Annotated in this window: 22 protein-coding genes; 9 read left to right on the forward strand and 13 right to left on the reverse strand. The window is 47.8% G+C overall.

Features of this window, described 5'->3' with window-relative positions:
- Position 1 precedes the first annotated feature (1 nt).
- The 9 genes from ABV409_RS14975 to ABV409_RS15015 all read left to right on the forward strand — a co-directional run bounded on the left by ABV409_RS14975 (position 2) and on the right by ABV409_RS15015 (position 9,219).
- Positions 2 to 646 (forward strand): hypothetical protein, encoded by a 645-nt coding sequence (locus ABV409_RS14975; protein ID WP_353878432.1) that lies wholly within the window; start codon positions 2 to 4, stop codon positions 644 to 646.
- A gap of 313 nt (positions 647 to 959) precedes the next feature.
- Positions 960 to 4,430 carry a T9SS type B sorting domain-containing protein gene (locus tag ABV409_RS14980; RefSeq protein ID WP_353878433.1) on the forward strand — a complete coding sequence of 1,157 codons (3,471 nt, stop codon included), beginning with the start codon at positions 960 to 962 and terminating at the stop codon, positions 4,428 to 4,430.
- A 76-nt stretch (positions 4,431 to 4,506) separates the two neighbouring features.
- Complete coding sequence (locus ABV409_RS14985; RefSeq protein ID WP_353878434.1) at positions 4,507 to 5,199, forward strand: hypothetical protein; 693 nt, start codon at positions 4,507 to 4,509, stop codon at positions 5,197 to 5,199.
- A 2-nt stretch (positions 5,200 to 5,201) separates the two neighbouring features.
- On the forward strand, positions 5,202 to 5,588 hold the full coding sequence (locus ABV409_RS14990; RefSeq protein WP_353878435.1) for a hypothetical protein: 387 nt from the start codon (positions 5,202 to 5,204) through the stop codon (positions 5,586 to 5,588).
- Between the two features lie 6 nt (positions 5,589 to 5,594).
- Positions 5,595 to 6,059, forward strand: coding sequence for a hypothetical protein (locus tag ABV409_RS14995; protein ID WP_353878436.1), 465 nt, complete (start codon positions 5,595 to 5,597; stop codon positions 6,057 to 6,059).
- Positions 6,059 to 7,306, forward strand: a complete 1,248-nt coding sequence (locus tag ABV409_RS15000) for a hypothetical protein (RefSeq protein WP_353878437.1) — start codon at positions 6,059 to 6,061, stop codon at positions 7,304 to 7,306. The genes ABV409_RS14995 and ABV409_RS15000 overlap by 1 nt, the downstream gene beginning before the upstream one ends.
- Positions 7,303 to 7,626, forward strand: a complete 324-nt coding sequence (locus ABV409_RS15005; protein WP_353878438.1) for a hypothetical protein — start codon at positions 7,303 to 7,305, stop codon at positions 7,624 to 7,626. Before ABV409_RS15000 ends, ABV409_RS15005 begins: the two co-directional genes overlap by 4 nt.
- Positions 7,610 to 8,077 (forward strand): hypothetical protein, encoded by a 468-nt coding sequence (locus ABV409_RS15010; protein ID WP_353878439.1) that lies wholly within the window; start codon positions 7,610 to 7,612, stop codon positions 8,075 to 8,077. The genes ABV409_RS15005 and ABV409_RS15010 overlap by 17 nt, the downstream gene beginning before the upstream one ends.
- Positions 8,078 to 8,082: 5 nt before the next feature.
- Positions 8,083 to 9,219, forward strand: a complete 1,137-nt coding sequence (locus ABV409_RS15015; RefSeq protein WP_353878440.1) for a type II secretion system F family protein — start codon at positions 8,083 to 8,085, stop codon at positions 9,217 to 9,219.
- A 13-nt stretch (positions 9,220 to 9,232) separates the two neighbouring features.
- Here ABV409_RS15015 and ABV409_RS15020 read toward each other — a convergent pair whose 3' ends face one another.
- The 13 genes from ABV409_RS15020 to ABV409_RS15080 all read right to left on the reverse strand — a co-directional run bounded on the left by ABV409_RS15020 (position 9,233) and on the right by ABV409_RS15080 (position 23,542).
- Positions 9,233 to 9,583 carry a ribose-5-phosphate isomerase gene (locus tag ABV409_RS15020; protein ID WP_353878441.1) on the reverse strand — a complete coding sequence of 117 codons (351 nt, stop codon included), beginning with the start codon at positions 9,581 to 9,583 and terminating at the stop codon, positions 9,233 to 9,235.
- A gap of 35 nt (positions 9,584 to 9,618) precedes the next feature.
- Positions 9,619 to 10,416, reverse strand: a complete 798-nt coding sequence (locus ABV409_RS15025) for an SDR family NAD(P)-dependent oxidoreductase (RefSeq protein ID WP_353878442.1) — start codon at positions 10,414 to 10,416, stop codon at positions 9,619 to 9,621.
- A complete protein-coding gene (locus ABV409_RS15030; protein WP_353878443.1) occupies positions 10,413 to 10,961 on the reverse strand; it encodes an NADPH-dependent FMN reductase in 549 nt (182 codons plus the stop codon). Before ABV409_RS15030 ends, ABV409_RS15025 begins: the two co-directional genes overlap by 4 nt.
- Positions 10,962 to 11,041: 80 nt before the next feature.
- Positions 11,042 to 12,322: a DcaP family trimeric outer membrane transporter gene (locus ABV409_RS15035; RefSeq protein ID WP_353878444.1), complete on the reverse strand. Its 1,281-nt coding sequence runs from the start codon at positions 12,320 to 12,322 to the stop codon at positions 11,042 to 11,044.
- A 28-nt stretch (positions 12,323 to 12,350) separates the two neighbouring features.
- Entirely contained in the window at positions 12,351 to 14,258 is a 1,908-nt protein-coding gene (locus tag ABV409_RS15040) for a carboxymuconolactone decarboxylase family protein (protein WP_353878445.1), read from the reverse strand.
- A 28-nt stretch (positions 14,259 to 14,286) separates the two neighbouring features.
- A complete protein-coding gene (locus ABV409_RS15045) occupies positions 14,287 to 14,877 on the reverse strand; it encodes a nuclear transport factor 2 family protein (protein WP_353878446.1) in 591 nt (196 codons plus the stop codon).
- A gap of 324 nt (positions 14,878 to 15,201) precedes the next feature.
- Positions 15,202 to 16,578 carry a carotenoid oxygenase family protein gene (locus ABV409_RS15050; protein WP_353878447.1) on the reverse strand — a complete coding sequence of 459 codons (1,377 nt, stop codon included), beginning with the start codon at positions 16,576 to 16,578 and terminating at the stop codon, positions 15,202 to 15,204.
- A 120-nt stretch (positions 16,579 to 16,698) separates the two neighbouring features.
- Positions 16,699 to 20,361, reverse strand: coding sequence for a bifunctional metallophosphoesterase/BamA family protein (locus ABV409_RS15055; RefSeq protein WP_353878448.1), 3,663 nt, complete (start codon positions 20,359 to 20,361; stop codon positions 16,699 to 16,701).
- Positions 20,362 to 20,363: 2 nt separating this feature from the next.
- Positions 20,364 to 20,969, reverse strand: a complete 606-nt coding sequence (locus ABV409_RS15060) for a Pycsar system effector family protein (RefSeq protein WP_353878449.1) — start codon at positions 20,967 to 20,969, stop codon at positions 20,364 to 20,366.
- 91 nt (positions 20,970 to 21,060) lie between these two features.
- On the reverse strand, positions 21,061 to 21,414 hold the full coding sequence (locus ABV409_RS15065) for a hypothetical protein (protein WP_353878450.1): 354 nt from the start codon (positions 21,412 to 21,414) through the stop codon (positions 21,061 to 21,063).
- A gap of 180 nt (positions 21,415 to 21,594) precedes the next feature.
- Complete coding sequence (locus ABV409_RS15070) at positions 21,595 to 22,191, reverse strand: Crp/Fnr family transcriptional regulator (RefSeq protein WP_353878451.1); 597 nt, start codon at positions 22,189 to 22,191, stop codon at positions 21,595 to 21,597.
- Positions 22,192 to 22,200: 9 nt separating this feature from the next.
- Complete coding sequence (locus tag ABV409_RS15075) at positions 22,201 to 22,791, reverse strand: Crp/Fnr family transcriptional regulator (protein WP_353878452.1); 591 nt, start codon at positions 22,789 to 22,791, stop codon at positions 22,201 to 22,203.
- A gap of 151 nt (positions 22,792 to 22,942) precedes the next feature.
- Positions 22,943 to 23,542, reverse strand: coding sequence for a Crp/Fnr family transcriptional regulator (locus tag ABV409_RS15080; RefSeq protein WP_353878453.1), 600 nt, complete (start codon positions 23,540 to 23,542; stop codon positions 22,943 to 22,945).
- Positions 23,543 to 23,664 lie beyond the last annotated feature (122 nt).

Below are 23,664 nucleotides of genomic sequence, written 5' to 3' on the forward strand. Positions count from 1 at the left end.
AATGAAACGAATCTTTGTTTTAATATTTTCAGTTGCTATAATTTCATGTGGTGGTAATGGGAAAAATGAGAATTCTCAAAAAATTCGACCGGAGGCTAAAATAGATAGAACTGGCCAAGCTGAGGAAGGGGGAAGCCATTTAGAAGCTAAAGGTAATGGTAAGAAAAGAAGTTTTTTTAAAGATGATCAGATTATCAGAGTTTTTGATTTCGAGGCAGAACCTTTGGTAAGCGACTTGAAAAATTTATCAAATGAGAGCTTGGAAAATTACCGTATTGATGAACGTATAAGCCATTTAATACTGAAAAAAGATAATTATTATAAGTTAATAGCATATAGTCAAGTCTACAGTAACGACGTTTACGATTTAATCACCGTATTTGGAAATTACGATTATTATTCGAACATTATTTTGGTTTCAATAAACAAACAAAAAGATTCAATAGTTGATTTTAGGATAATCGCATCCAATCTAGGAGATGCTGATTTCAAAACGGAGATTCGATCCCTTTTTGTTGATGAGACTTTTTTTCAAATAGTTAAAACTGAAAAAAAATTACAAGAGAATGGTCAATTTACAATTATGAGTTCTGAAGAATCAAAATTGACAATTGGACCCAATGGGCATATAAGGGTAGAAAATTAATATTTATTATCAATTTTACGAATAAAGGAATTTGAACCGAGAGAACGTTGGAACTTAACAGTTTTACTGCATAAAAAACAAACATTAAATTAGTAATTAGGGTAGTAAATTAAAGTTCGGTTATAGTTCGAAAAGAGCAGGTAAATATTTTTCTTACAAATTGAAATAGTAAGGGCTACCCCACAACTTCCAAAGCGGGGTTGCCCTTCTTGCACCAACCACTACCTAAGAATCCTAGTAACAGGCCTTTCTCTTCGCCCTCGTTCGATTGGATAGGGGCTAGCATATTTTGAATCAACAAACACCGACCTTGATGCCCTTGAAGTTACGATTACCTTATATCGCGTGTTTACTGCTGGCTTTTGGTCAGGGGCATGCCCAATTGGAGGCATCGATTTGGTATTTCGGCAACAATGCCGGGCTCGATTTTCGATCAGGAACACCCGTACCCCTATTCGATGGGGAAGTGATCACCGTTGAAGGTTCCGCGACCATAGCCGACCCCTCGGGCAACCTGCTTTTTTATACGGATGGCAGCACGGTCTGGAACCGCAACCATGACGTCATGCCCAACGGGGAGGATCTCTTCGGTTGTGCTTCCGCCACCAATTCGGGCATTATCGTGCCGGCCCCGGGCCAGGTAGGGATCTTCTACGTTTTTTCCGCCGGTTGTATCGGTTTCAATCTGGGCACGCATTTTTCCGTGGTCGATCTGGGGTTGGACGGCGGTTTGGGTGACGTTACCACCAAGAACACGCCTCTCGTGATCCCGGCCACTGAAAAGCTCACCGCCGTACAACACGCCAATGGCATTGACTACTGGGTAGTTGCCCGCGATCTCCGACGTTCGTACTATGCCTACAGGGTCGGCCCGGGCGGGGTCGACACCACACCGGTCATCAGCACTTTGGGCTACGACCTCACCCCCTTCGATGACCTCAGTAATACCAGTGCCGGCACCTTCAAATTCTCCCCTGACGGCACCAAGGCGGCCATCTCCTATGTCGATGGTATTTTTGAATGGCTCGACTTCGACGCCAATACCGGGGTCTTTTCGAATGCGCGAAACGTATTTAGCACCAACACGGTCCCCAAACCCTATGGGGTCGAATTCTCCCCCTCGGGCCGCTTGCTATACCTTACCGATTTCGGGGACACGATTTACCAATTCGATACCGAAAATCCGACGGCAGATCCGATCTTACTTCTTGCCCAAGATCCCGATCAGCCGGAATTCGGGGCCATGCAATTGGGAATCGACGGCAAGATCTATATCGCTCACTTTTTCGGGGAATACCTCAGTGTCATCGATGACCCCGAAGCATTGGGTCCTGCTTGCGATCTACGCCACCAATCGCTTTTTTTAGGAGGGCGACTGAGCCAATTGGGGCTGCCGCCATTTATACAATCCTTTTTCTTTGTAGGTAGGATTGAAGCCGAAAACCTCTGTTTTGGGGAAACCACCCAATTTCGCATCGAGCTTTCCGATGCGGCAGCCACGATCAACTGGGATTTCGGGGATGGTACAACGGCCACGGGTGCAGATCCCATCCATGTTTATACCGCCCCGGGTACCTATACGGTTACCGTAGAGATCAGCACCCCGACCGAAACCACTACGGAAACCTCCCAAGTCACGATTTCGGAAGTACCGGTGGCCCAAACGGCATCTTCCGTTGAAGTGTGTTCCCATACCCCGGTATTTCCTTTGGATTTGGCTTCCAAAGATGTTGAGGTACTTGGGTCACAGGATCCTTCTCGGTTCCGGGTCGATTATTTCGGTTCCCAGGCCGATGCCGACGCTTTTACGAACCCTTTGGTGACCGATCAGCCCTTTGGTTATGGCACCACAACGATAGTCGCCCGAATCAGTTCGATAGCGAACAACCGCTGTTACGATACCTCCAGTTTTGAGGTGTTGATCAAAGAACTGCCCATACCAAGTGCCATACCCGACAGGCTGGTCGTCTGCGATGACAATAGTGTTGGCCGCTTTACCTTTGATTTGACTGAAATGCGCGAACTGCTTTTGGCCAATGAAATACCACGACGTTCCGAAGTGTCTTTCCACCCTTCGCAGGCCGATGCCGATGCCGATACCAATGCGTTGGGCGACTTCTACGAAAATGCCCTTTCGGTGGAGACACTCGTATTTCGCATGCAGAACCCTATGCATCCGGAATGTTATGAAACCGGGGAGCTGCGGCTGGAGGTCATCGATCAAGTTATCGCCCACCCACCGCCCGATATCGAACGATGTGATGTCGACAATGATGGTCAAGAAATGTTTGATTTGACCGAAGTCGAAGGCGAAATCCTCGGGGCTCAGGACCCCTCCCGGGTCATGGTAAGTTACCACCTTTCGATGAACGATGCCGAAAGGAACACCAATGCCATACCTAATGCGGAATATGTCGCTTCCAGCAGTGGGGAGACCATACATGTGCGGGTCACCAATAGCAACAATGCGGATTGCTTCGCAACGACCTTTTTCCAGGTCCGCGCCTTTAGCATTCCCGAATTGCCCGAATTGCCCGATTGGCAAGTTTGTGATGACGATAATGACGGCCGTTTCCTTTTCGACCTTTCGGAAAAGCGGCAAGACCTCTCGGGAGGACGAGGGGATGTCAGCATTTCCTTTTTCGAGAGCCAAGCCGATGCGGAATCCGACCAAAATGCCCTTCCCGATGACTACACCAACCAACAAGAACGACAGCCGATTTACGTGCGAATCGCCAATACGGCCCGTTCCGAATGTTTTGTATGGGGCACTTTCGAACTCCAAGTCTTCAATACGCCTGAGGCCTTTACACCCTCCGATATCGTTGTTTGCGATGAGGCGGGAACGGGAAGCTTTACCTTCGATCTATCTGAAAAAGATCCCGAACTGTTGCAGGGACAGCACCCGGCTAAGCTGTCGGTCAGCTACCATGCCACCGAATTGGATGCGCTAAACAATAGCGACCCCTTACCGAAATCCAGCTATCGGAACACGGCTGCCTCGGAGACGCTTTGGGCGCGGGTGACACAGAAGGAGGCCGATTTTTGCTATGCGGTCGTTCCTTTTGCGCTTTTCATCAACCCCTTGCCAAAGCCTGCTTTGGAAACGACCTATGTCATCTGTCCGGATGCTCCTGAATTGGAGATCGATCCGGGGGTTTTTGAGACCTATGAATGGCGTGATGCCGATGGTGTTATCATCAGTTCCGATCATGTAGTTTCCATAACGACCATCGGAACGTACACCTTGACCGTAAGTGAATCCACAAATGGTTTAAGTTGTAGCTATACCGAAGGGTTTGAAGTGCTTTCGTCCGGAGCGCCCGAACGTTTTACGGTAAGCACGGGCGGTTTGTCCGATGAGGTGATCCTGACCGTGAACGCGGTCGGAATCGGGGATTTTGAATATTCGATCGATGGGTCGACCTACCAATTGGACAATGTGTTCGCGGTTTTCCCCGGCGAATACACGGTTTATGTACGGGATCCCTTAGGTTGTCGCATTTTGGTACAAGATGTCGTCGCCATGGGCTATCCGAGGTTTTTCACACCCAACAATGATGGCAACAATGATTTTTGGAATATCATCGGAGCCGAAGGATCGTCTGCGGCCCGTTTATTCATCTACGATCGCTATGGCAAACTATTACGCCAATTGGATGTTGAAGGTGCAGGCTGGGACGGCAATTACGCCGGTAGGCAGATGCCGGCCTCAGACTATTGGTTTCGCTATGAATACGATAATGGAAAGGTGTTTTCAGGCCATTTTGCCCTAAAACGGTGATCGATAGGTTGCCATTCGTCGAAAATAGGACAACACTTGTTGAAAATCCACGTTAATAAAAATCCGTTAACTGACTATGAATTACCGTTACAGCATATTCCTCTTGACCTTGGTTTTGGTCTCGTGTACCCCATTACGCCAACTGAAGACCATTGATTCGGACCTTCCCCAGTTAGGGGCGGTAGGTTACTTTGAAAATGGCATGTTCAGCAAGGGGTTCCGATCGGTCGGAAAACCCCGGCTACAGCACCCGATAAGGCTTTCATTGAAATACCGTGCGTTTACGACAGCAACCTATCAGGCCTATACGAAAGTTATGGATACCACTGCTAACCAAGGTGAGGTACCCATCGGATATTATCACTTGGAAATCGAGGATGTGATCGGGTTGCGCGAAACCTTGAATACCCCATCAAATGCCTCTTTGTTGGCCTATTTGCGGGATGCGCCGGAAATACGGATGTTAACCGCAATGGACTTTGTACCCTCATCGGAATCAAGCACGCAGTTCGCGCAGGCCGAATACGTACAATTGATGGAAATAGACGGCGGATTGGTATTGGGGATACCATCCGATGAAGGCCTATTGGCCGTTTCCATCCGACAGCTTCAACCCTTTGATTATGGGACTTCCGGATTTTGCTGGAAGGACAACGGTAAAGGCCGTACGGCCATCGCCTTACTTCGACCCAATGGCCATGGTTGTCCGAAGGGCACCGTAAAAAAGGCCTATAAGCTTGAGGAAAGACGGAATTCTTTAAAATTTTGATCATGTTACGAAAAGCACTGACCGGTTTGTTTTTTCTTGCGACCCTAACGGCTTGTGAGGAAATTTTTGAGGTAACCGATATATCCGAAGAACAGGTGACCCTTTTGGCGCCGACCAATGAAAGTACCTTGACGACCAGCTCCGTCAGTTTCAATTGGGACGGCGTAGCCGAAGCCGATGCCTATTTGGTGCAGATCGCGACCCCAAATTTTGAAAATGCCACGCAATTCGTACTCGATACGATCGTCGTCGTCGATTCGACCTTTGTCGGTAACCGGTTGATCCGCAACTTAACGGACAATACCTACCAATGGCGGGTACAGGCCCAGAACAGTGACTTCGCGACCGGCTTTTCAACAGCCTCCTTCACCGTAGCGACCGGCAATTGATAGAGGATGAAAAAGCATGGAAAAACATACCTATTGTTGGCCCTTGTCATTGCGATTTGGGGATTACTCGGATATAAGGTCGTCAATGGTCTCGGACCAAAGGAACCCAACCTGCCCCTTAACACTGAAAGGCCTATATTGACCGAAGCGACCAAGACCAAGCGGGAACCCCTCGTCATTGCGACCGATTACCGCGATCCTTTTTTGGGTACCCTATCGAAAGCAACCCCTGCGAAGTCCACCCAGGTTTCTAAAAAACAAGCTGATTGGCCCAAGAAAAGGATTATCTATTCCGGTTCGGTTGCTGCCACTGAACAATCGAACCGTATGTTTTTCGTCAGCATTGAAGGAAAACAGCATCTCATGCAACGCCATCAGACCATTGATGGGGTCAAGCTACTCCGCGGTGACCAAAACGCGATCCATGTACGATACCCTGGACATCATGAGACGATCAAACTAAGCCAATAGTGGGAATTCGTAAGGTTAAAGCAGGTTCGTTGCAGTTGGTCCTATTCGTTGGGGCCGTAATTGCGGTATTGCTTTTTGCCTTTCTATTGATCGCGCATGCCCATCGCATATTCAATACCCAAACCGATATCACCGTTTCGATGATCCAAAGCTGCGATCGCAACATGCAGCAATCACTCTCGAAACCCTTCGTGCCCGGCCGACAAACCCATACCCTCGGGCCTGAAGAAGGAGGGATGGAGATCAGTCAAGAGACTTCTTACTGGGGGCTATTGCCTTTGATCAAGGTTTCCGCCCGTAAAGGAAAGATGGACTTCGTCAAAGTGGCGTTCGCGGGGCGTAAAGACAAAGCACGCCCTGCGCTGTACCTTCAAGAGCGCCAACGTCCGTTAGTGGTGGTGGGTGATGCCCAAATCGTCGGCAATGCCTTATTGCCCCAACGTGGGGTGAAACCCGGAAATATCGCCGGTAAGGGGTACCGTGGCAGGCAATTGGTATACGGAACCATTTCGCCCAGTGCAACACGTTTACCGAAAACCGAACGGTTGGACCAAGTTTGGGGCGACTTGGCTTCCCTACCATTTGAAAAAGGAACGCTGAAACTACGACAAGGACTCCAAGTCATACGAAGTTTTTCAGCACCACCGCAATTGATAGAAGGGGGAAGCTTGGTCCTGGATGACGTACAGCTATCGGGCCATATCGTCATCAAGGCCGATCGTGAAATTCGGGTCCGTGCCAGTGCGAAATTGAATGACCTCATTTTGATCGCACCGAAGATCGTTATCGATCCAGGCACCGTAGGTAACTTCCAAGCGTTCGCATCAAGGTCTATCGTGGTGGGTGAAAAAGTCCGTTTGCAATATCCGACCGTCTTACAAGTGACCCATCGGAACAAGGGGCCTGAGAACACCATGGCTCCTGACATCGAACTGAAGACGGGGGCCGATGTGCGCGGTATGGTCCTGTTTGAAGGTTTTGGTGATACCCCATCCTATAAGGCCAATATAAAAATTCACGAAAACACCCTGGTACAGGGAGAGATCTATTGCACCCACCGCTTGGAATTAAAGGGAACCGTTTGGGGCAGCGTCACGACCTCGGGCTTCATCGCTATGGAAAACGGCAATAGTTATCAAAACCATTTATTCAACGGCATCATCGACAGCAGCCGTCTTCCGGAAGCGTACGGTGGATTGGATGTCGGTGCCCCACAACCCAATACCGTAGTGAAATGGTTGTATTGAAGAAAATAAAAGCGTCCTCTCTCATGGAAACCTTGGCGGCAACGGTACTTTTGGTACTGCTGTTCATGATGGCCAGTATGGTTATGAATTCAGTGTTCTTGAACAGCATTTCACAGCATGACCGGGCCATACGCGAGACTTTACACCAATTGCAATATCGTCATGCCCAAGGACAATTGCCTTTACCATATGTCGAAACCGTTGGGGCGTGGCAAGTGGAAGTGAGGCAAGGTCAGGCCGGAGAGACGGTCTATCAGGCTTCCCATGAAAACGGTGCGGCACAAATCCTTTTAACTTCCTTTGATGCGACGAACTACTAAAATACAGGCTTTTACGCTAGGTGAAATGCTAGTGGTCCTTTTGCTGACCACTTTGGTCGTGGGGGCCTGTTTTACGGTATTGCAATTGGTGCGACAGCATATGTTCGCCATCACCGATAACTATGAAGTGCGTACGGAGTGTAATCTCTTGCGCCGAAGTCTGTGGATCGACTTCAATCAAAGCGATTTGGTCCGTTACGATGCCAAGACCGGCATCCTACATTTTGAAGGAGGGAAAGACCCTCATGCATATCGGTTTGAAAATGCGCTGATCATCAAGGATACCGACACCTTCGATTTACAGATCGAGGAAACGACCTACTTCTTCAATGGAAACAAGGTGGGATCCGGTGAGATCGATGCTTTTGAATTTAAAACGGCCAAGGCATTCGGTTCACAGCGGGTTTTCGTTTATAAACGGAACGCGGCCACCAGTTTTATGAATGATTGAACAATATGGGATTCAAACTTGAACAAACCGTTGTTGATAAGAAGGAAGGACTCGCCTTCAACCAGCGCATGGAAATCCTTTTGCAAAAGGAAGTCACGCTTTTCGGAGGGTGGTTGAATGCCCGAAGAAAAGAGGATTTCTACACCCAGATGGGGGTGCTCCTAAAGGCCGGGGTGCATTTAAGGGAATCCTTGGCGATTTTTACCCAGAATCAAAAAGAGGGTAAACGGCAATCCTATTTCGAAGCCATGCTCCAAGAACTCGATAAAGGCCGTAGCCTTTCTGAAATCGTAGCCGACAGAAAGGAATTCTCGGAATACGAACGCTATTCGATACACATTGGGGAACAAAGCGGGACCCTAGCCAAGGTGGTCGAGCAATTGGCCCTGTTTTACAAGCGGAAAAACGATCAAGGACGCAATGTTCGCAACGCGCTTACCTATCCGGTGATCATTTTGTGTACCGCAATTTTGGTGGTGGTTTTCATGCTGCGTATGGTCGTTCCCATGTTCGAGGATATTTTTCGGCAGAACGGGGTCGAGCTACCGGCGATCACCAAAGGGATCATTGCCGCTTCGAATTTCGTTAAAGACTACGGAACTGCGCTGTTGTTCGCCATGTTCGCCTTATGGATCTTGAAACGCTTCGTTTTAAACGGAAAAGAGTTTGAACGAAGAAAACAAAAACTATATCTAAAATTACCCATACTGGGCCCCTTTTTGAAAACCTTCTATCTGGCGCAATTCACCCAGGCGGTCGCCTTGTTGACCGCATCCAAGGTACCGATCGTTGAAAGCATCCGAATGGCGCGTAGGATGATCGCTTTCTATCCGCTTCAAAATTCACTTGAACGAATGGAAGATCGGATTTTGAAAGGGGTTAGTTTAAGTGATAGTTTTAAGGGGGATACCCTTTTCGATAGCAAAATGGCCTCTCTGATCAAAGTGGCCGAAGAAACGAACCAGACCGAATTCATTTTCGAGCGGTTGAATGGGCAATACGCGACCGAACTCGAGCAAAAATCAAAGATGATCGCCACCTTATTGGAACCCTTCATTATCGTTGCTATCGGTTTCTTTGTCGGCGTGATCTTAGTGGCCATGTACCTGCCCATGTTCAAATTGAGCAGTGTATTGGGCTAGGGGCTACCACAATTCAATTGAACCAAACCGCATAGCGTTTCCGTCGCAATTCTTTTGCCAAGATCTCTTCCATTTTCAAGGCTTCGGCGCGCGTGGCCATGGGGGCGATATGGTTGTATAAGCTGGGCCGGAGGTACAGCCCGTACTTTTGCACGAGATTGGAAGCGAGTTTATGTCCTTTAGCATTGCGATACCCGGTTTTGTGTTGTAAGAACCGTTCTTTAGGGGTTTTGCTGGTCATGCCTACGTATAGGCATTGCAGCACGCCATTGAACTGCGGATTCGCATTCCTAAAGCGGTGGTTCTCGGTAAAGACCTTTTTCGACAATTCCACTACGTATACGCGATATTGGGTTTTGGGCATGGTTCCGATTGAACCTTGAAATTACCAAATCCCACTTATTCCAGCAATCGTTCGATGTCGGTTTCCTTTAGACGCAAGGTCATGACCATAGCTTTGCCTTTGCTTCGATACGAACCGGAGTTGGAATCCCGTTTCGAAAATGCGGCTTCATAGAGTTTCCGTGCCCCTTCTTTTGGACTTCTAAAAAAAAGCTTGCGAATGGGCTTCAACCAAAAAGGCATGCCTTTGCTAGCGGTCATTTTGGTTTTGATCGCCCCTGGATCGGCACTGATGATATTGACATCGGGCCATAAGCGGTCAAGATAATCCATGAGCAAGACCATCATTAATTTCGAGTCCATATAAGAACCGGTCAGTTTGCTGAATTTTTTTGGATTTTTGAATCCTTCGATGTCAAATGCGATTTTCTTTTGAAGACCCGTGGTAGCCGTATTCACTACAGTAGGGGAGTTCGATTTTGAAAGTAAGGGATACAGGGCTTCGGTCAGCAAGTAAGGACTAATGGCATTGACTTCCAATTGAAGTTCATTACCGCGTTTCGAACGGTAAAGTTTGTCGGTCAAAACCCCGGCGTTGTTGAATAGTACATCGATTTTAGGCCAGGCATTGGTGATTTCCCGGCTCACCTTCGCTAAGGCATCCCGATCTCCTAGATCCGCAAAAAAATAATGGATATTCGTGCTGTTGCCCAATAGCGCCATGGTTTCAAGTTTTCGTTTTTCGTTGCGTAACAGCAAACCGATGGTATGCCCCTGCTTCAAAAGCATTTTGGTGAGTTCGAGCCCCATTCCGGAGTGTCCGCCGGTCAATACGATGTGTTTATGTTCTTTCATGGTGTTGTATCTAAATGATCTTGGAATTTTTGCAAGGCCTCCTTAAACTGTTGATGGGCCAATGGATCGATGATTTCCCCTTGATCAAAGTAATGGTTGAAGGAGGGCAAGTGATAGCTCGCGATGATTTGGGCCCCGAACAATGGAAAAAGATATTCGGAAACCTTCATCACATAAGACCCTTTTCTTCGGCTAGGACTGGTGCCGATCAGGAACATCGGTTTATTGTGCCAAACATTCGGTGTTGCTATTCTTGACATCCAATCCCATAAATTTTTGAAGGCGCTGGTATATAGCCCGTTGTATTCGGCCAATGAGATTACGATACCATCACTAGCTTTGATCGATTCAGCGAACAGCACTGCACTGGAAGGGACTCCATTCACTTTTTCATCGTCAACAGCATAAACCGGTAATTCAAAATCACACAGATCCATAACCTGGACGGAAACACCCCGAAGCTGACTTGCGGCGTATTGGGCGAATTTTTTGTTGATGGATGATCGGCTGTTGGAAGCCCCGAAAGCAAGGATTTTCCTTCTCATCTATAAATTTTGTGTTTCATGTTCTCATTTAAGGTCGTTTTCGAAACCTTTAGGTGCATTGGTAATCAAGGTGAATTCGATTAAAAATCAAAACGGCTTACGATTTCAAGCCGTATGCCTTCCCCTTGTAATCCATTGAAGGTCTCAATGGTGTCGTAGTTCAGTTCGGCCCCGATGGTAAAATCCCGAATCGGGGTCATGACCAGATTGCCCGAAAGCCGGTATCCCTTGGCATAGGCCAGCGGATTGAAACCATCTGGATGGTCGAGATCGAGAAAACTGGCATTAACGGTAGAGCGCGTGGTTTTCGACCACCAATGTTGATAGGCCAAGAACCCGCCTAGAACCGCTGAGGTCTCGATTTCACCATCGGCCCTAATAATGCCATCAAGGTCTAGCACGAAACTGGAATAATAATGGGCGAAACCTTCACCGGCCTGAAAACCATAGGCGATATTGTCGTGTGGTTTAATGAACGGAAGGTTAAATCTTCCGGAGAGATGTACCGCCCCGGTGACCAAATCATCTTCCGTCGATCGATGTTGTAAGGTCATCGCTGCCAATCGGGTATACCCCCATTTTCCACTGAGCTTATAAAAACCGACGAAGCTAGGTAAGGATTCGGAACGTTGCAGGTCGGTCTCCCCACTTAAATCGGTGGTGGGGTTTTCCAATCCCAAACCCCAAGCATTGGTTTTACGTTCACCGCGCACATAGTATATCCCTGGATTTCTTTTGCTGGGCAATCCAAGAGGTCCACCGGGATCTGCCGTTTCAGGTTGTGAGAACACATCCATAAAGCCCGACCAAAATTGGCCGAATTTCCAGTTGCCCAACTCGGCGACCGCATGCCGCAGACGCAAACCGTAGTCGTTGACGAATTCTCCGTTCTGCGCAGGATTGAAAAAATCGAACTCCAAAAATACCCTGAACTCCCCTAATTTGGTTGGACTCCGGTAATCAAAATTCACTTTGGAAAACCGCACATGGGTACGAAATTGCTGTTCTTCATCATCGACCGAACCGTCTAGGGGAATGGTCGGTTGGAAACTGATGTCTTGAAAGCCAAGGTTATCAAAATCATAGTTGGTGTTGACGATCACATTGCCACCCACCCTGAAGGCCCCTTGGGTACCCGGTACTTGGATCGAACGGTCAAAAGTACCACGGGTGACCACGGCGTCATCAGGAAAGCGGCCCAGCGGTTGCCGTGATTTTTCACGAATACTATCGTTGGCTTGTTGTTGGTCTTGACCGTAAAAACACTGAACTGTCGAAACCAACATGAGCAGTGCGGCTAACATGCCTTTTCGGATAGGGATAAACCGCTTTTTCATGCCATGAATAATGCGTTTTTTCATTGGAATAGGGATTGATGTTGTGGATAGTTCAAAAGTCGCTGGGGTCGATGGGATCCGTTCCGTTTTTCAACTCTTCAGCGTCGTCGATGCCATCGCCGTCGGAGTCGGCTTTGTAGGGAAAGGTGCCTTTACTCAATTCTTCCGTATTCGAAAGACCATCACCATCGATGTCGTCATCATTTGAATCTTCGATGCCATCACGATCCGTATCGGCCCATCGTTGGGGATCTTTCGGATATCCATCATAAGCATCGGGTACCCCATCGGCATCGGAGTCTACCGCCAACGGGATGTCGACGCCCACCCAATCGGAAGCCACATCGGGGACTTCGCCTGATGCGATCTGGGCAAAGGCAGCCGCAAAAAGTTCACTCATGTGATAGGGGCGTTGCTCATTCGGTCTTCCGAGATGCATGCCCGGATTCCACCCTTTGGGTGAAAGGTGCCGCAATGCCCATGACATGCTTTTTCGATCGGTGACCGCCACCTGTGATTGTATGGTGGTGGCCAGCCATCCGGTCAAGACACAGACGGATATGATCTCTTGTATTTCACGGTCGTTGTAGTGGCGGCGTAGTTCCTCGATATGGGCCGCCGTAGTTCTCCCCGGAATCGGTCCGGCATCCCTGGCTAATCGAAACGCGGCCTTTTCGGCCTCTGAAAATCGTGATACATTTTCAAAATCCATGAGGTCATGGATATAGGCAATGACTTCCGGCAAGGCTGCTTCCGGGATCTCATTGTGGACAAAATCCTTCTCGAATTCTTGGTACACCCCGAAGGCACCATGCACCTGGCAATGTACACAACCACTTGCCATTTGGTATATAAAGAACAGCGACCATTTGGTTTTTAAAGAAAGCGCCCGGTCTTTGGTCAGGGTGTAGGCATCCATCATTAGTGTTCCCAATGATGATCCCCTGGTGAATTCCAAATCCAATAGCTGCCGATCACTGAACGGATAGGTCGTTTTCTTGACCTTGGCGGGATTGAAATAGCGCCATTCGTGTTCGTTGATCAAAAAGGGCGGGGTATCCGTTTTGGGCAGGTTCGCTTTGTTCATCTCAGGCTCTTTCCACCTGAGATAGTCTACGGGATGGGCATCAAAGGGATCTTCGATACCATCCAAATCCCCATCGAAAGTAACGGGTGACACCCCATAGCCCGTAAGGTAATTGATCCAATCGGTTTCGAATTCAGGGTCTTTGGCCGAGAGGTCGGCCCGGTTCCACCCGGTATTGATTTCTTGATATGCCTTTTCCAAGCTTTGACCGACAAAGCCGTGTTGTCGTCGTTCTGCCGGAGTTGAAGCATTCAAGCCTGCCGACCAACCCACATCGGTCAAATGCGTTTCGGCCCACTGCAAGGTCTTTTGATCTGTAGGAATGGGTAAAATTTGATCATGCACCACGTTGGCCGCATTGATTGCGGTCAGTTCCGTCAATTCACAGATTTGTCGATCGATAAAATGGGTACGTAGTAAAGCGTGGGTATCGGCATTCACCGATGTGGGCACCGTTGAAGCCGCTTCGAGATAGGCATAGGCAGCCCGCATGCGGGGGTCCTTGATATTGACGACATAGTCGGGAGACCAAAGGGATCGGATTTCTTCAGCGGGTACGCCCAAAAGTGAAAGTTGATAGGCGCTTCGGGCGATATGATGGTTGCTTTGGGCCCTGATCATTTGGAATAGGGTGAATTTCCATTTGGTGGTGGTATCGAAAAATCCGTTCGCATGTATCATGACATCGGCAATCAGGATTCCGTCGTAATAATCCCTTAGATTACTGATATCGATTTTATGCCGGTCATAATACGTCCCATACTTCCCGATGTTTCGGTCATCCGTTTCGGTGGGTGCTTGGGATCCTTTATTTGTTTTGGAGCAACTGGCGACGAGCAGTGCCAAAACGATGATAGTTCGCAAAGTCTTCATGTCGTTGTTTTTGGTAGGTGGCAAAGTGTTAGTTGTTTCGTACTTGTAAGAACATCCCATTCGGGTTTACGGAATAGGTAGGCACCCCTTGAACGGCGTCCCAGTGTTCCGATAGGCGACCATCAGGACCGAAGGTGTAGATGTCGACCCCTGCATTGCCCAAGTCATTGGGATCTTCGGTATCCAGGTTTCTGAAATTGACATGGGCCATAGCCCAATTGCCCACGACCATGACCCGGTACACATCGATTTTGACCGGGTATTGGGCATTCAATCCGTGAAAGAACATGGCCAGGCCTTGGGGCCCATCGGGCAGCATCGGACTGTGCTGCACATAATCTTCCCGCACATAGCGAAGCACTTTTTCAATTGTGGGTCGGTCAGAAAGCACTTTATAAAGTGCGATGATATGTTGTGCTTTTTGTCGTTCGGCAGAAGTCTTGGCAATGATTTGTGTCGTAAACCGCTTTGGCAAGGTATTCCGTTGGCTCATTTCTTGATCCGCCGAGGTCATCGGTGGGGGTCGGTCGCCCTCATTTGCCTGGGCATGGCTATGTTCGGTGTGGAGGAGCAAAAAACACAAGCACATCCCGATAGTGAAGATGGAAGTTCCTTTCATAATCTGCTTATTTAATGGTTATACTCTGGTTGTTGTATGGCGAAATCCGCCATAATGCTTCTTATGCAAATTAGAGCAGGGTCGGCAGCAGTAGCTTGAATTAATTCAATAAAGCCGGAAATCCATCACAAGACAATGGATATGGCAGCTATCCTATTAATTTCAGCATCGGTATCGGGATTCGGACAACCAAGTCCATGCTTTTGTAATGGGGAGGCATGTACCAAAAAAGACAGCCCCCTTCAGGGCTGCCTTTCTCCAAACTTGAATTGAAACTAAAAAATACAGGAACTGCTTTTTCTTATAATTGTTCGTAAACCACGATCATAATCCACCCATATTCGGGAACCATCCACCATGGGTGCCGATCGGAATATGGGTTTCGGGTATCCAGATACTCGCCACGGGATCTCCGGAAAAATCCTTTCCGTTCAATATGACCATTCGCGAACGATGTACTTCGGGTTGGTAGACAAAGCCGACAAGCCAGCCGTCATCCTCTTCGATGGCTCCGGGTCGTGGTATAAAAGTCAACTCACCGGCCTTACCACCACCAAAGTGCTGATGTTCCACTTTGCCGGTTAGGTGGTCGACCTTGACCGCTCCTTCGAACATGGGTTCTAAAGTAGCGATGATCGCATAACCATATCGGTAGTGACGACCCTCGACAAATGGATTGATTTTAGGGAAGTCAAGCGGGAGGTCCACTTTCCGTTCTTCTTTGCCTTGAGACGTATTACCATTTAAGGAAAAGGTCCAACGATCGATGGTAGGTGCGGTATCGCCCAAGGGGCCGAATAGGTCTCTATCTGCAGCACGTTCGTAGCGACTGACATCGATTATGATCTCTTCGTTTTCGGTTTCATAAGCGTTCATCGGATGATACACATAACAGGATGCTACTTCGAACCATTGTATATCGTCAGCGGTTCCCTGCTTGGGTAGGATGCCTACGCGCCCAGGTTTGTCGGCCTTCCATTTAATCGGTAAGGTGGTCATACCCATTAGACTAGGATCGAAGACCACGTTTAGGTCATAGATGACCACATAGTTTTTGGTAATCGACATGTCGTGGATCTGGGTCGCTCCGGTCAAGGGTACCTTGACTTGGTTTAAAAGCTCACCGTCTTCGGTTAACCTTAAGTATAGGGCATGGCCCCGAAGCGCCTGATTGTAAATGACCGCATGCACATCACCCTCATCGGGATCGATCTTATGGTGTCCGGTATACCCATATTGTAAGATTCCGTTCAAGTCACTTCTGGCAATGGTTTCCAAATGGGGCCCTAATTCGACAAGGTTAGGACCTGCTTCTATGGAAGCGTACAGTTTATTCGCGAAGAGCACTACGTTGGTATTCGGTGAAGCATCAATCTCGTGGGCAATCGGCCCTCCGGGATCTTGCTCCCCGAGCACTTCGGCAACATTACCCGCCCTAATGATACGGTTGCGGTACCACAGGGCCTTGCCTTCTTTTAAACGAACGCCGTGTACCATACCATGGCCACTGAAATAATGGTGGTGGGGGGTTACTTCCCCAATATGGTTGGGTCCGTTACGTACATACAACCCGTTCAGCGATTCAGGAATCTGCCCTTCGACCCGTAACTCAAGGTGGGTCGATTCGGTTTGTATGGGCATCAACGGAACCCGTTGGTAGCGTTCGTTATTCGGATAGCCTTCATGGATAATATTTTTCATAGTATTTGATTTTGTTAGGATTCAAAGTGGATCCTTTCGGATTACCACTTAAAACTAGGGGCTACACTTTTCCTGGAAATCGAACTAATTCAAGAAATACCTGCTAACACCATTGCGATGCTAAAGGCCGATGGAAAATCCAAAATTGACCCGGTTGCCATCTTCGCCATTGAACAAACCTGCCTGCAGGGTGATGATACCGATACCATTGATGAAAATTCCACCGCCGAAGGAATCGTTCCAAGCATCGGAATCTTCCCCACTTACCCAAACCCTTCCGTAGTCGTAGCCACCATAGATGCCGAAATAGAGTGGGACCAGACCTGTTCGAATGCGATGGGTTACGATTTTCAGATCGGAGGATTGATAGAACGACCGTTTTCCGGTGAAGCGTTGGAATCGATATGCTCGTAAACCATTTTGTGCCCCTAAGGTCGCTCCTTGGTAGAATTGGAAATCATCCCCAAAATTCACCTGCCCACCCAGACGGGACGATAGGACCACCGCACCTGAAGCAACAATAGGGTAGTGGAACTGCAATTCGGGGACCACATAGCCGTACGCATCATCCCCGTTGGTGATGTTCCAGGTATATCCTCCGGCTAGGTTGAAGGTGAGCCCCAAGGTGGGGAATGCCTTGTTGTTGAGGTTTTCATAGCCATATTCGGTTCGGATGCCCAAAAAGGCATTCTCGTTTTCAATATCCGGATTGGCTTCATAGAAGTTTTCGATGAAACGGTCTTCGGTGGCTTCGACCTTATAGTTTTTCAGAAAGCCACCGATACTGAATTCACTACCGTGCCGCCCATACCATACCAAGGAGGGTTCGAAACCGATGGATTCGATCTTAACGCGGTTGAAATCGAGCTCCAAATCGTCATCGAAGTTTTCCGATTCGTTACCGAATCCGAAGAAATTGGTCGTGAAGTTCGGGCCGGTGATCTCGGCCTTGATACGTAAGCCTGCCTTGCCCCAAAAACGGACGAAATCACCTTGGTACGACAAGTCATACCCACTGGTCGCAAAATAAAATCCTGCCGATATGCGGTGCTTGCTGGTAAAGGGGTCTTTGATGAATCCGTTATGGGTGAAGGTGTTCGTTGCCAACAGTCGTAGCCCGTCATCTGGATTGAATCCGACGAAGGGCAAAAAGAAGTTTTGATTTTCCTTGACTTGATACGGGTTATAGGTGTTCGTATCGTAATGGTCCGTCAGTCGTTTTTTGCCATGAGGGGTGTCAAAGGTGTTCTTTTGGGACTTGTAGTCGTAGACAAACACCTGACCGCGCTTGGCCAGTTGATAGGTGTCGTTGTTCAATCCGCCGACAAGCCGGATCTTTGGCCCTCTTTTGCCTTTGCCGGTGAGTTCGAACACGTCCTTGTCGTCCAAGCCGTAGATCCAGATTTCCTTAGTGGTGTTTCGATCATAGGTTTTGTTGAAAAAACGGGTGCCTATCTTTCCTTTGATGATGCGATACCCGGAGACTTCGGTCCTACCTTCACCTAGGTCCTCGATACGGAAATGATCGTCTTTGTCGGTGCCGATAACAACCGAGATCTTATTGATGATATTGTAATACGCCTTGGCCGTTTCATGCAACCCCTGTTTTCTCGCCAGGAGGACTTCCTTGATCCATTTGGTTTTGGAATCGTTTCGTATTTCTTTCGGAAACGCTTCGAATGCAGCGTCGATCGCCACTTCATCGATACCATCTTGGATCGCTTTGGCTTGGGTAAGCCATTGCGCTTCGGTAGTCTCAGGTAGGAGCAACATATCCAAAGCAAAGGTTTTGGGTGACGAATTAAACCCTTCGACACTTCGTATTTCTTTTTGAAACCCCTCCATGAGCCGTAATCCCGGGACTGCCCGCGTGGCGACCCCCATCAAAAACCCATCCCCCATGATAGAGAATACCTGATCACGATCCCGTGGAATCGGCCGGTAGATCACCTTGTCCTTTTCCTTGAATTCGGCCCAACGCCACTGGTCGTCATGGCGGTCCCAATCCCCTAACAGCATGTCAAACAGCCTCGCACGCACATAGCGTTCCTGGTCGACTTCATATTTTTCATCCGAAGCCATCCGGGCGATGAGATCGTCGGTACCGATGATCGTATCGGCGAATCCGAAACTGGCCTGGTTTCCATGGCCGCTCGTTACCCGCTCTTCGATCATGAACAACTTGTCACCGAATTCTTCGTTGAACCTGCCCAAACGGGGTTGTTTTGGGATGTAGCAGAGCAGGGGGTTGGTATGGTAGATATCCAAAACATCGGCAAGTGCTCCGACCACGAAAGGAGCATACGGATGCGATCCGGTATAGAAGTCTTTCAACACCCGTTCTGGAGCCGTACCCTTCACCTTGCCTATAATGAACTCCTCTTTAGCCACCATGGCCTGCAGATAGGCCTCTGCGCTTTTTTCGAGGGCCCTCATCACGAATTGGCGGCCATCCTTGCTTTTAAGGCGTAAGGAGATCGATTGGTGGCCACCGCCTTTGCGAAGCACGGTCATGCCCCCCATGAGGGTATCAAGATCGATGACCGGAACGGATACGGCCTGGCTGTAGTATTCACGATACCGATCGCCCCAAAACCAGGTATGGAACCCTGATTTCTCGGTATCCTGGTCCGAGTAGATTTGGGCGGTGGTTTCAAGAGGTAGCTTCTTTTTAGCAAGGGGCCGTACTTCCTTTTCAATAGCTTCGATGACCGTATGTTGATAAAGGGACTGACCTTGCTCGTCAAAGAAGGATAGGTGGACTGTTCCATCATCGTAAAAATCAAGACTGGCAAATCCTTTCGAACCGCTTGCGAATTGGCCGTTATCGGCCAGACGAGTCGGCTTCGATCGGATCGCGGAACCGCTGATGATTTGGTGGGTGCCATCGTCATGGATGTATTGCAGGTTTTTTTCATGTGCCGCGACGAATAAAACCCTTGGGTTGTATTTCGATAGGGTCATCAGTTGTTTTCGAAAAGAACGGTAGGTTTCATTTTGCAGATGGTCAGCGCTGAATCCTCCCATTTTTTGCACTGCCGTTTTCACGGAACCTACCACGGGTAGTGGGGTTAAGCTTTGTCCAAAGCTATAGTGCCCACCGTAGTTGCCGTTACTCAATACCGGATGGTGCATGGCCACGATCAAGGTCTTGTCCGTATTCTTTTTGACCAGGCTTTCGAATTCGGCCAAGAATTTTGCACGATCCTTGATTTCACATTGGTCGTTCATTTTCGGAAAGTCGTCCCAATCGTTTAGGTACCATTGGCTATCGATAGTGATCAAGACCGCGGTCTCCCCGAGCTTTCTACTCGCTATGGGGCAGCCATTTTTGGGTAAAAAGGACTTCTTGCCAAAGGTGTCTGCCAGGCCATTGTCTAAGGTTTCGATCCAATCGACGCCTTGTTCCCATTCCGTTTTTCCAGGGATGAAGATTACTTGTCCTGTCGATGATGCCAAGAGGTCATCATAATTCGATACTTGTTCGCGTAAGGTCTTTTTCGAATGGTGGGTTTGCCCTTCCATTCGTCCGAAAGCGTTTCCGAGAAACAACACAGTCGAAGAATCCCCTGATCGGGTTTGGATCCCTGTTTTTAGGGTTAAGATCTCGCCCAGGTCGAACCCACCTTTGCCTTCGAGATTGCCGAGCAACAATACCCGATGTGACGGTGGTTTGTTCTGCGGTTCTTTCGTACTTATCGAATCGTTTTTTATCTGGGTTTGATAGCTGGCACAGCCTAAACAAAGGCAGATAAATAGTGAGGTAAGGCTTACTTTTTTCATGTTCAGGTCAATTGGTTGAAAAGGAAAATGATAACGGCGATGACGAATCCTACTAGAAAGGAATTGTATGAGAACTCCAACAACTTAAAACCCTTTCTCAATTCACTTTCAAAGACGAAATGGGTCCTGATTTGATTTCCGATCTGCAATTCCTGACTCTTCACCAGGGCATCATAGGATCGCTCATAGTGTTCCAGGTCAAGGTCTGAGGTGATACCGACCATAAAGATGTTTTTTTCGGCTTCAGGGTAGGATGCCCCTATTTTTTTCCTGAAATCCCTTGAGAATTTGGAAATGGGGGGTCGTGCCGCGAATATGGAGGAAACCAATGAGATAAAGGAAAAGAACACAATGATCACACCGATGATCTTACCTCCTTGGATTTGGGATAAATGTTCGAAAAAGACCACGATACCCGACACCAAGGTGGAGTTGATACGGATCATCATGGCCGCCTTGCGGTCCATCATGTTCAACATATTGACCATGAGTTTGTTCTGGTTTCTGAAAAAGGTAGCGAGCGACTTTCGGGGCTCCTTTTTAGTCCAAAACAATTCTTGGTTTTCCAAGGTTTCCGAGGGCGCTTCTATGGGTTGGGTATCATTCATAGGGATAATTTTAGGTTGTTTTTAAATCGCACGAACATGACTCGGAATACCGTTAAGATCAATTCCAAGGATCTTTATCCTGTATCGCGGCTCAACCGAAAGCAGCAACTGCGTTTTTCAACTCCATTAACCACAGGGATTTGTTACCCATTTTTTTCAATCGCACTATTTGCAACTGTCCGTTCATGACAAAAACCAATTCAACGATATCCTCCCTGTCGAAAGCGATATCACGAAGTCGTTGCCAGGCGTTCCATTCAAATGGTTGGGTAGCCTGCCCGAACAGGATAAAACCCACCGCTGACTTTCGGAGGATTTTGAATCCGATTTCCGAAAGCAGGGTTTCAAAATGGACCTTCACATCCTGATGTTTGATATGAAAAGCCACATAGCAAAGGGGCGTCCGTACCGACTCCCCGGCACATCCATACATAGGTTCGAACATGGGCTACTTGCTGTAATCACTGATCCAAAGGCTTGCGAAGCTGTTGGGTCGTAATCGGTATTCGGTTGTTCGGATAAAACTAGAAACTCCTACAGCCGAAATCATTGAATTAATTCAACAAGCGAAAAAAGAGCAATGAATTGTTGGGGTACTGTTGGGTCAAGGGAGTGGCAGTTACCGTTAAGCTTGCCCTTTGGCAAGCATACGGTTCATTTTACTCAGCCATTCGGGTGTAATGCCCATGAAGTCGGCCAAATACTTTGAAGGGACTTTTGCAATGAATTCCGGTTGGGCTTCCCGAAGGTATTCCAAAAACTCAACCGGGGTATGCGATATCATATAGTTCCTTATCTCAACCGAAAGGATAAACGATTTGATGCAGTCTTCCCGATAGAACCGATTAAAGGTCGGAAAGCGGTCGGCCCAATCTTCGATTTTACTTCTGCTGATTTGACAAACCACCGAACTTTCGAGGGCGCTTATTTCGTATTTAGTGTATTCGTCCAAGAAATAGCTATCGAAACAGATGGCCACGTTCGACACATGTTCGAAAAAGAACCAGGTCGCGCTCTTTTCCCCATTTGAATCGATGATCGATTGTTTCAATGAGCCCTGTAGGATCAAATATGCCGCCTTTTTCTTGCTGCTATAGGGCACAAGGACCTCGTCTTTTCTGAGATGGATGATTTTGGCGCAATCGACCAGTTCATCCCAAAACCCAGCGGGGATATCGAATTGGTCTTTTAACCGTTCGTAAAAGGTGTCAAGTAGTCTCAAAAAAAGGGCCTAAGACTTCAAGATAGCTAATTTTTTCTTGAGTTTGGAGCACCATTCCGGAGTGATGCCCATAAAATCGGCCAGGGCATGTGATGGGGTTCTGGCGATGATAATGGGGAAGGTGTCGAAAAGGTATTTGAGAAAGTCCTGCTTCGAATAGCACAATAAATGGGTCCGGATTTCTTCGCCCATGATAAAATCATTGATCATATCGACCCGGAAGAATTCATTGAATTCCGGATACTTTTGGAGCCAGGAATTCACGGCGTTCATATCAATTTCCAAGACGACGGAGTCCTCAAGAGCCTGTATTTCGAATTTTGTGGGTTTGCCGGATAGAAAGCTGTCCCGTATCGGGATGATACTGAATAGGCGGTCAAAGTAGAACCAGGTGGTCTTTAGATGACCTTCGGGGGTCAATAAGGAAGACTTAAAGCTGCCTTCGACAATAAAAAATGCCTTCCAGTAAACTCCGCCATGCCGAACCAAAATCTCATTTTTTCGAACTTCGATCGGTTTACAGACTTCCGCCAATTCGGTCTGCAGCCCAAGACTGGGTTTGACATAATGTTCGATTTTTTGAATGAATGATGCTACCATGATCTTACAATAAATTAGAACATCGGTAAAGGTTGCGGATCGAAAGTAGTTCAGATCGAAAACTTGGAAATTGAATAAATTCAATCTTTCCGAAAAATAAATGATCAATAGGGTAGCGCGGATGACCAAAAAATACCCTTTCGTTTTGCCCTTATTGCGAACGTTTCTTTTTGAGTTTGCTCAACCATTCAGGGGTGATGCCCATGAATCGGGCCAGCTTTTGGGAGGAAATGCGGTGTTGGAGTTCCGGGTAATGGGATTCCAAATACCCCAGAAATTCAACAGGGGGTAACGCGTGGAGGTGGTTGCGAATTTCAAAATAATCATGGAGCCAATGGATCAACTGCTTCTGGTTAAATTCCCGAAGGGCAGGATAACGCGGTTTGGAACCCTGCATTTTCCAAAATTCGAATTTGAAAACAATAGATGGTTCGATTGCGATGACATGATATTTGGTATTGGTTTGCACCAATTGGTTACCCAAACCGACGATCACATCAAAGCCGCGATCAAAATAGAACCAAATCGGCTTGTTTTTGCCGGTGTTCGAAGTTATTATGCATTCGAAAGCGCCTTTAACGACCACGAACATGCTGTCGTTGGTGTATAGATGATCGATCAACAATTCGCCTTTCGCGATATGGAGTTCCTGTTTGCACTGTGAGACTTCGATCCATAATCCGGGATTTGGTTTTGAGGCTTTCAAAACCTTGGATTTAAGCTGGTGGTATAACGATACCTCTGCATGCATGCATTGCCGGGTTGTACCACAAACCTAGCAGGAATTCCTTGACTTTTAGATGAACTTATTCAAGAAAGCGATGGAATCATAGTATGAAATCGGTAAGGTTTATCGAAATTGTAACAACTTCC

Origin of the sequence: Flagellimonas algarum (genome assembly GCF_040513375.1) — a bacterium.
GTDB classification, from domain to species: Bacteria; Bacteroidota; Bacteroidia; order Flavobacteriales; family Flavobacteriaceae; genus Flagellimonas_B; species Flagellimonas_B algarum.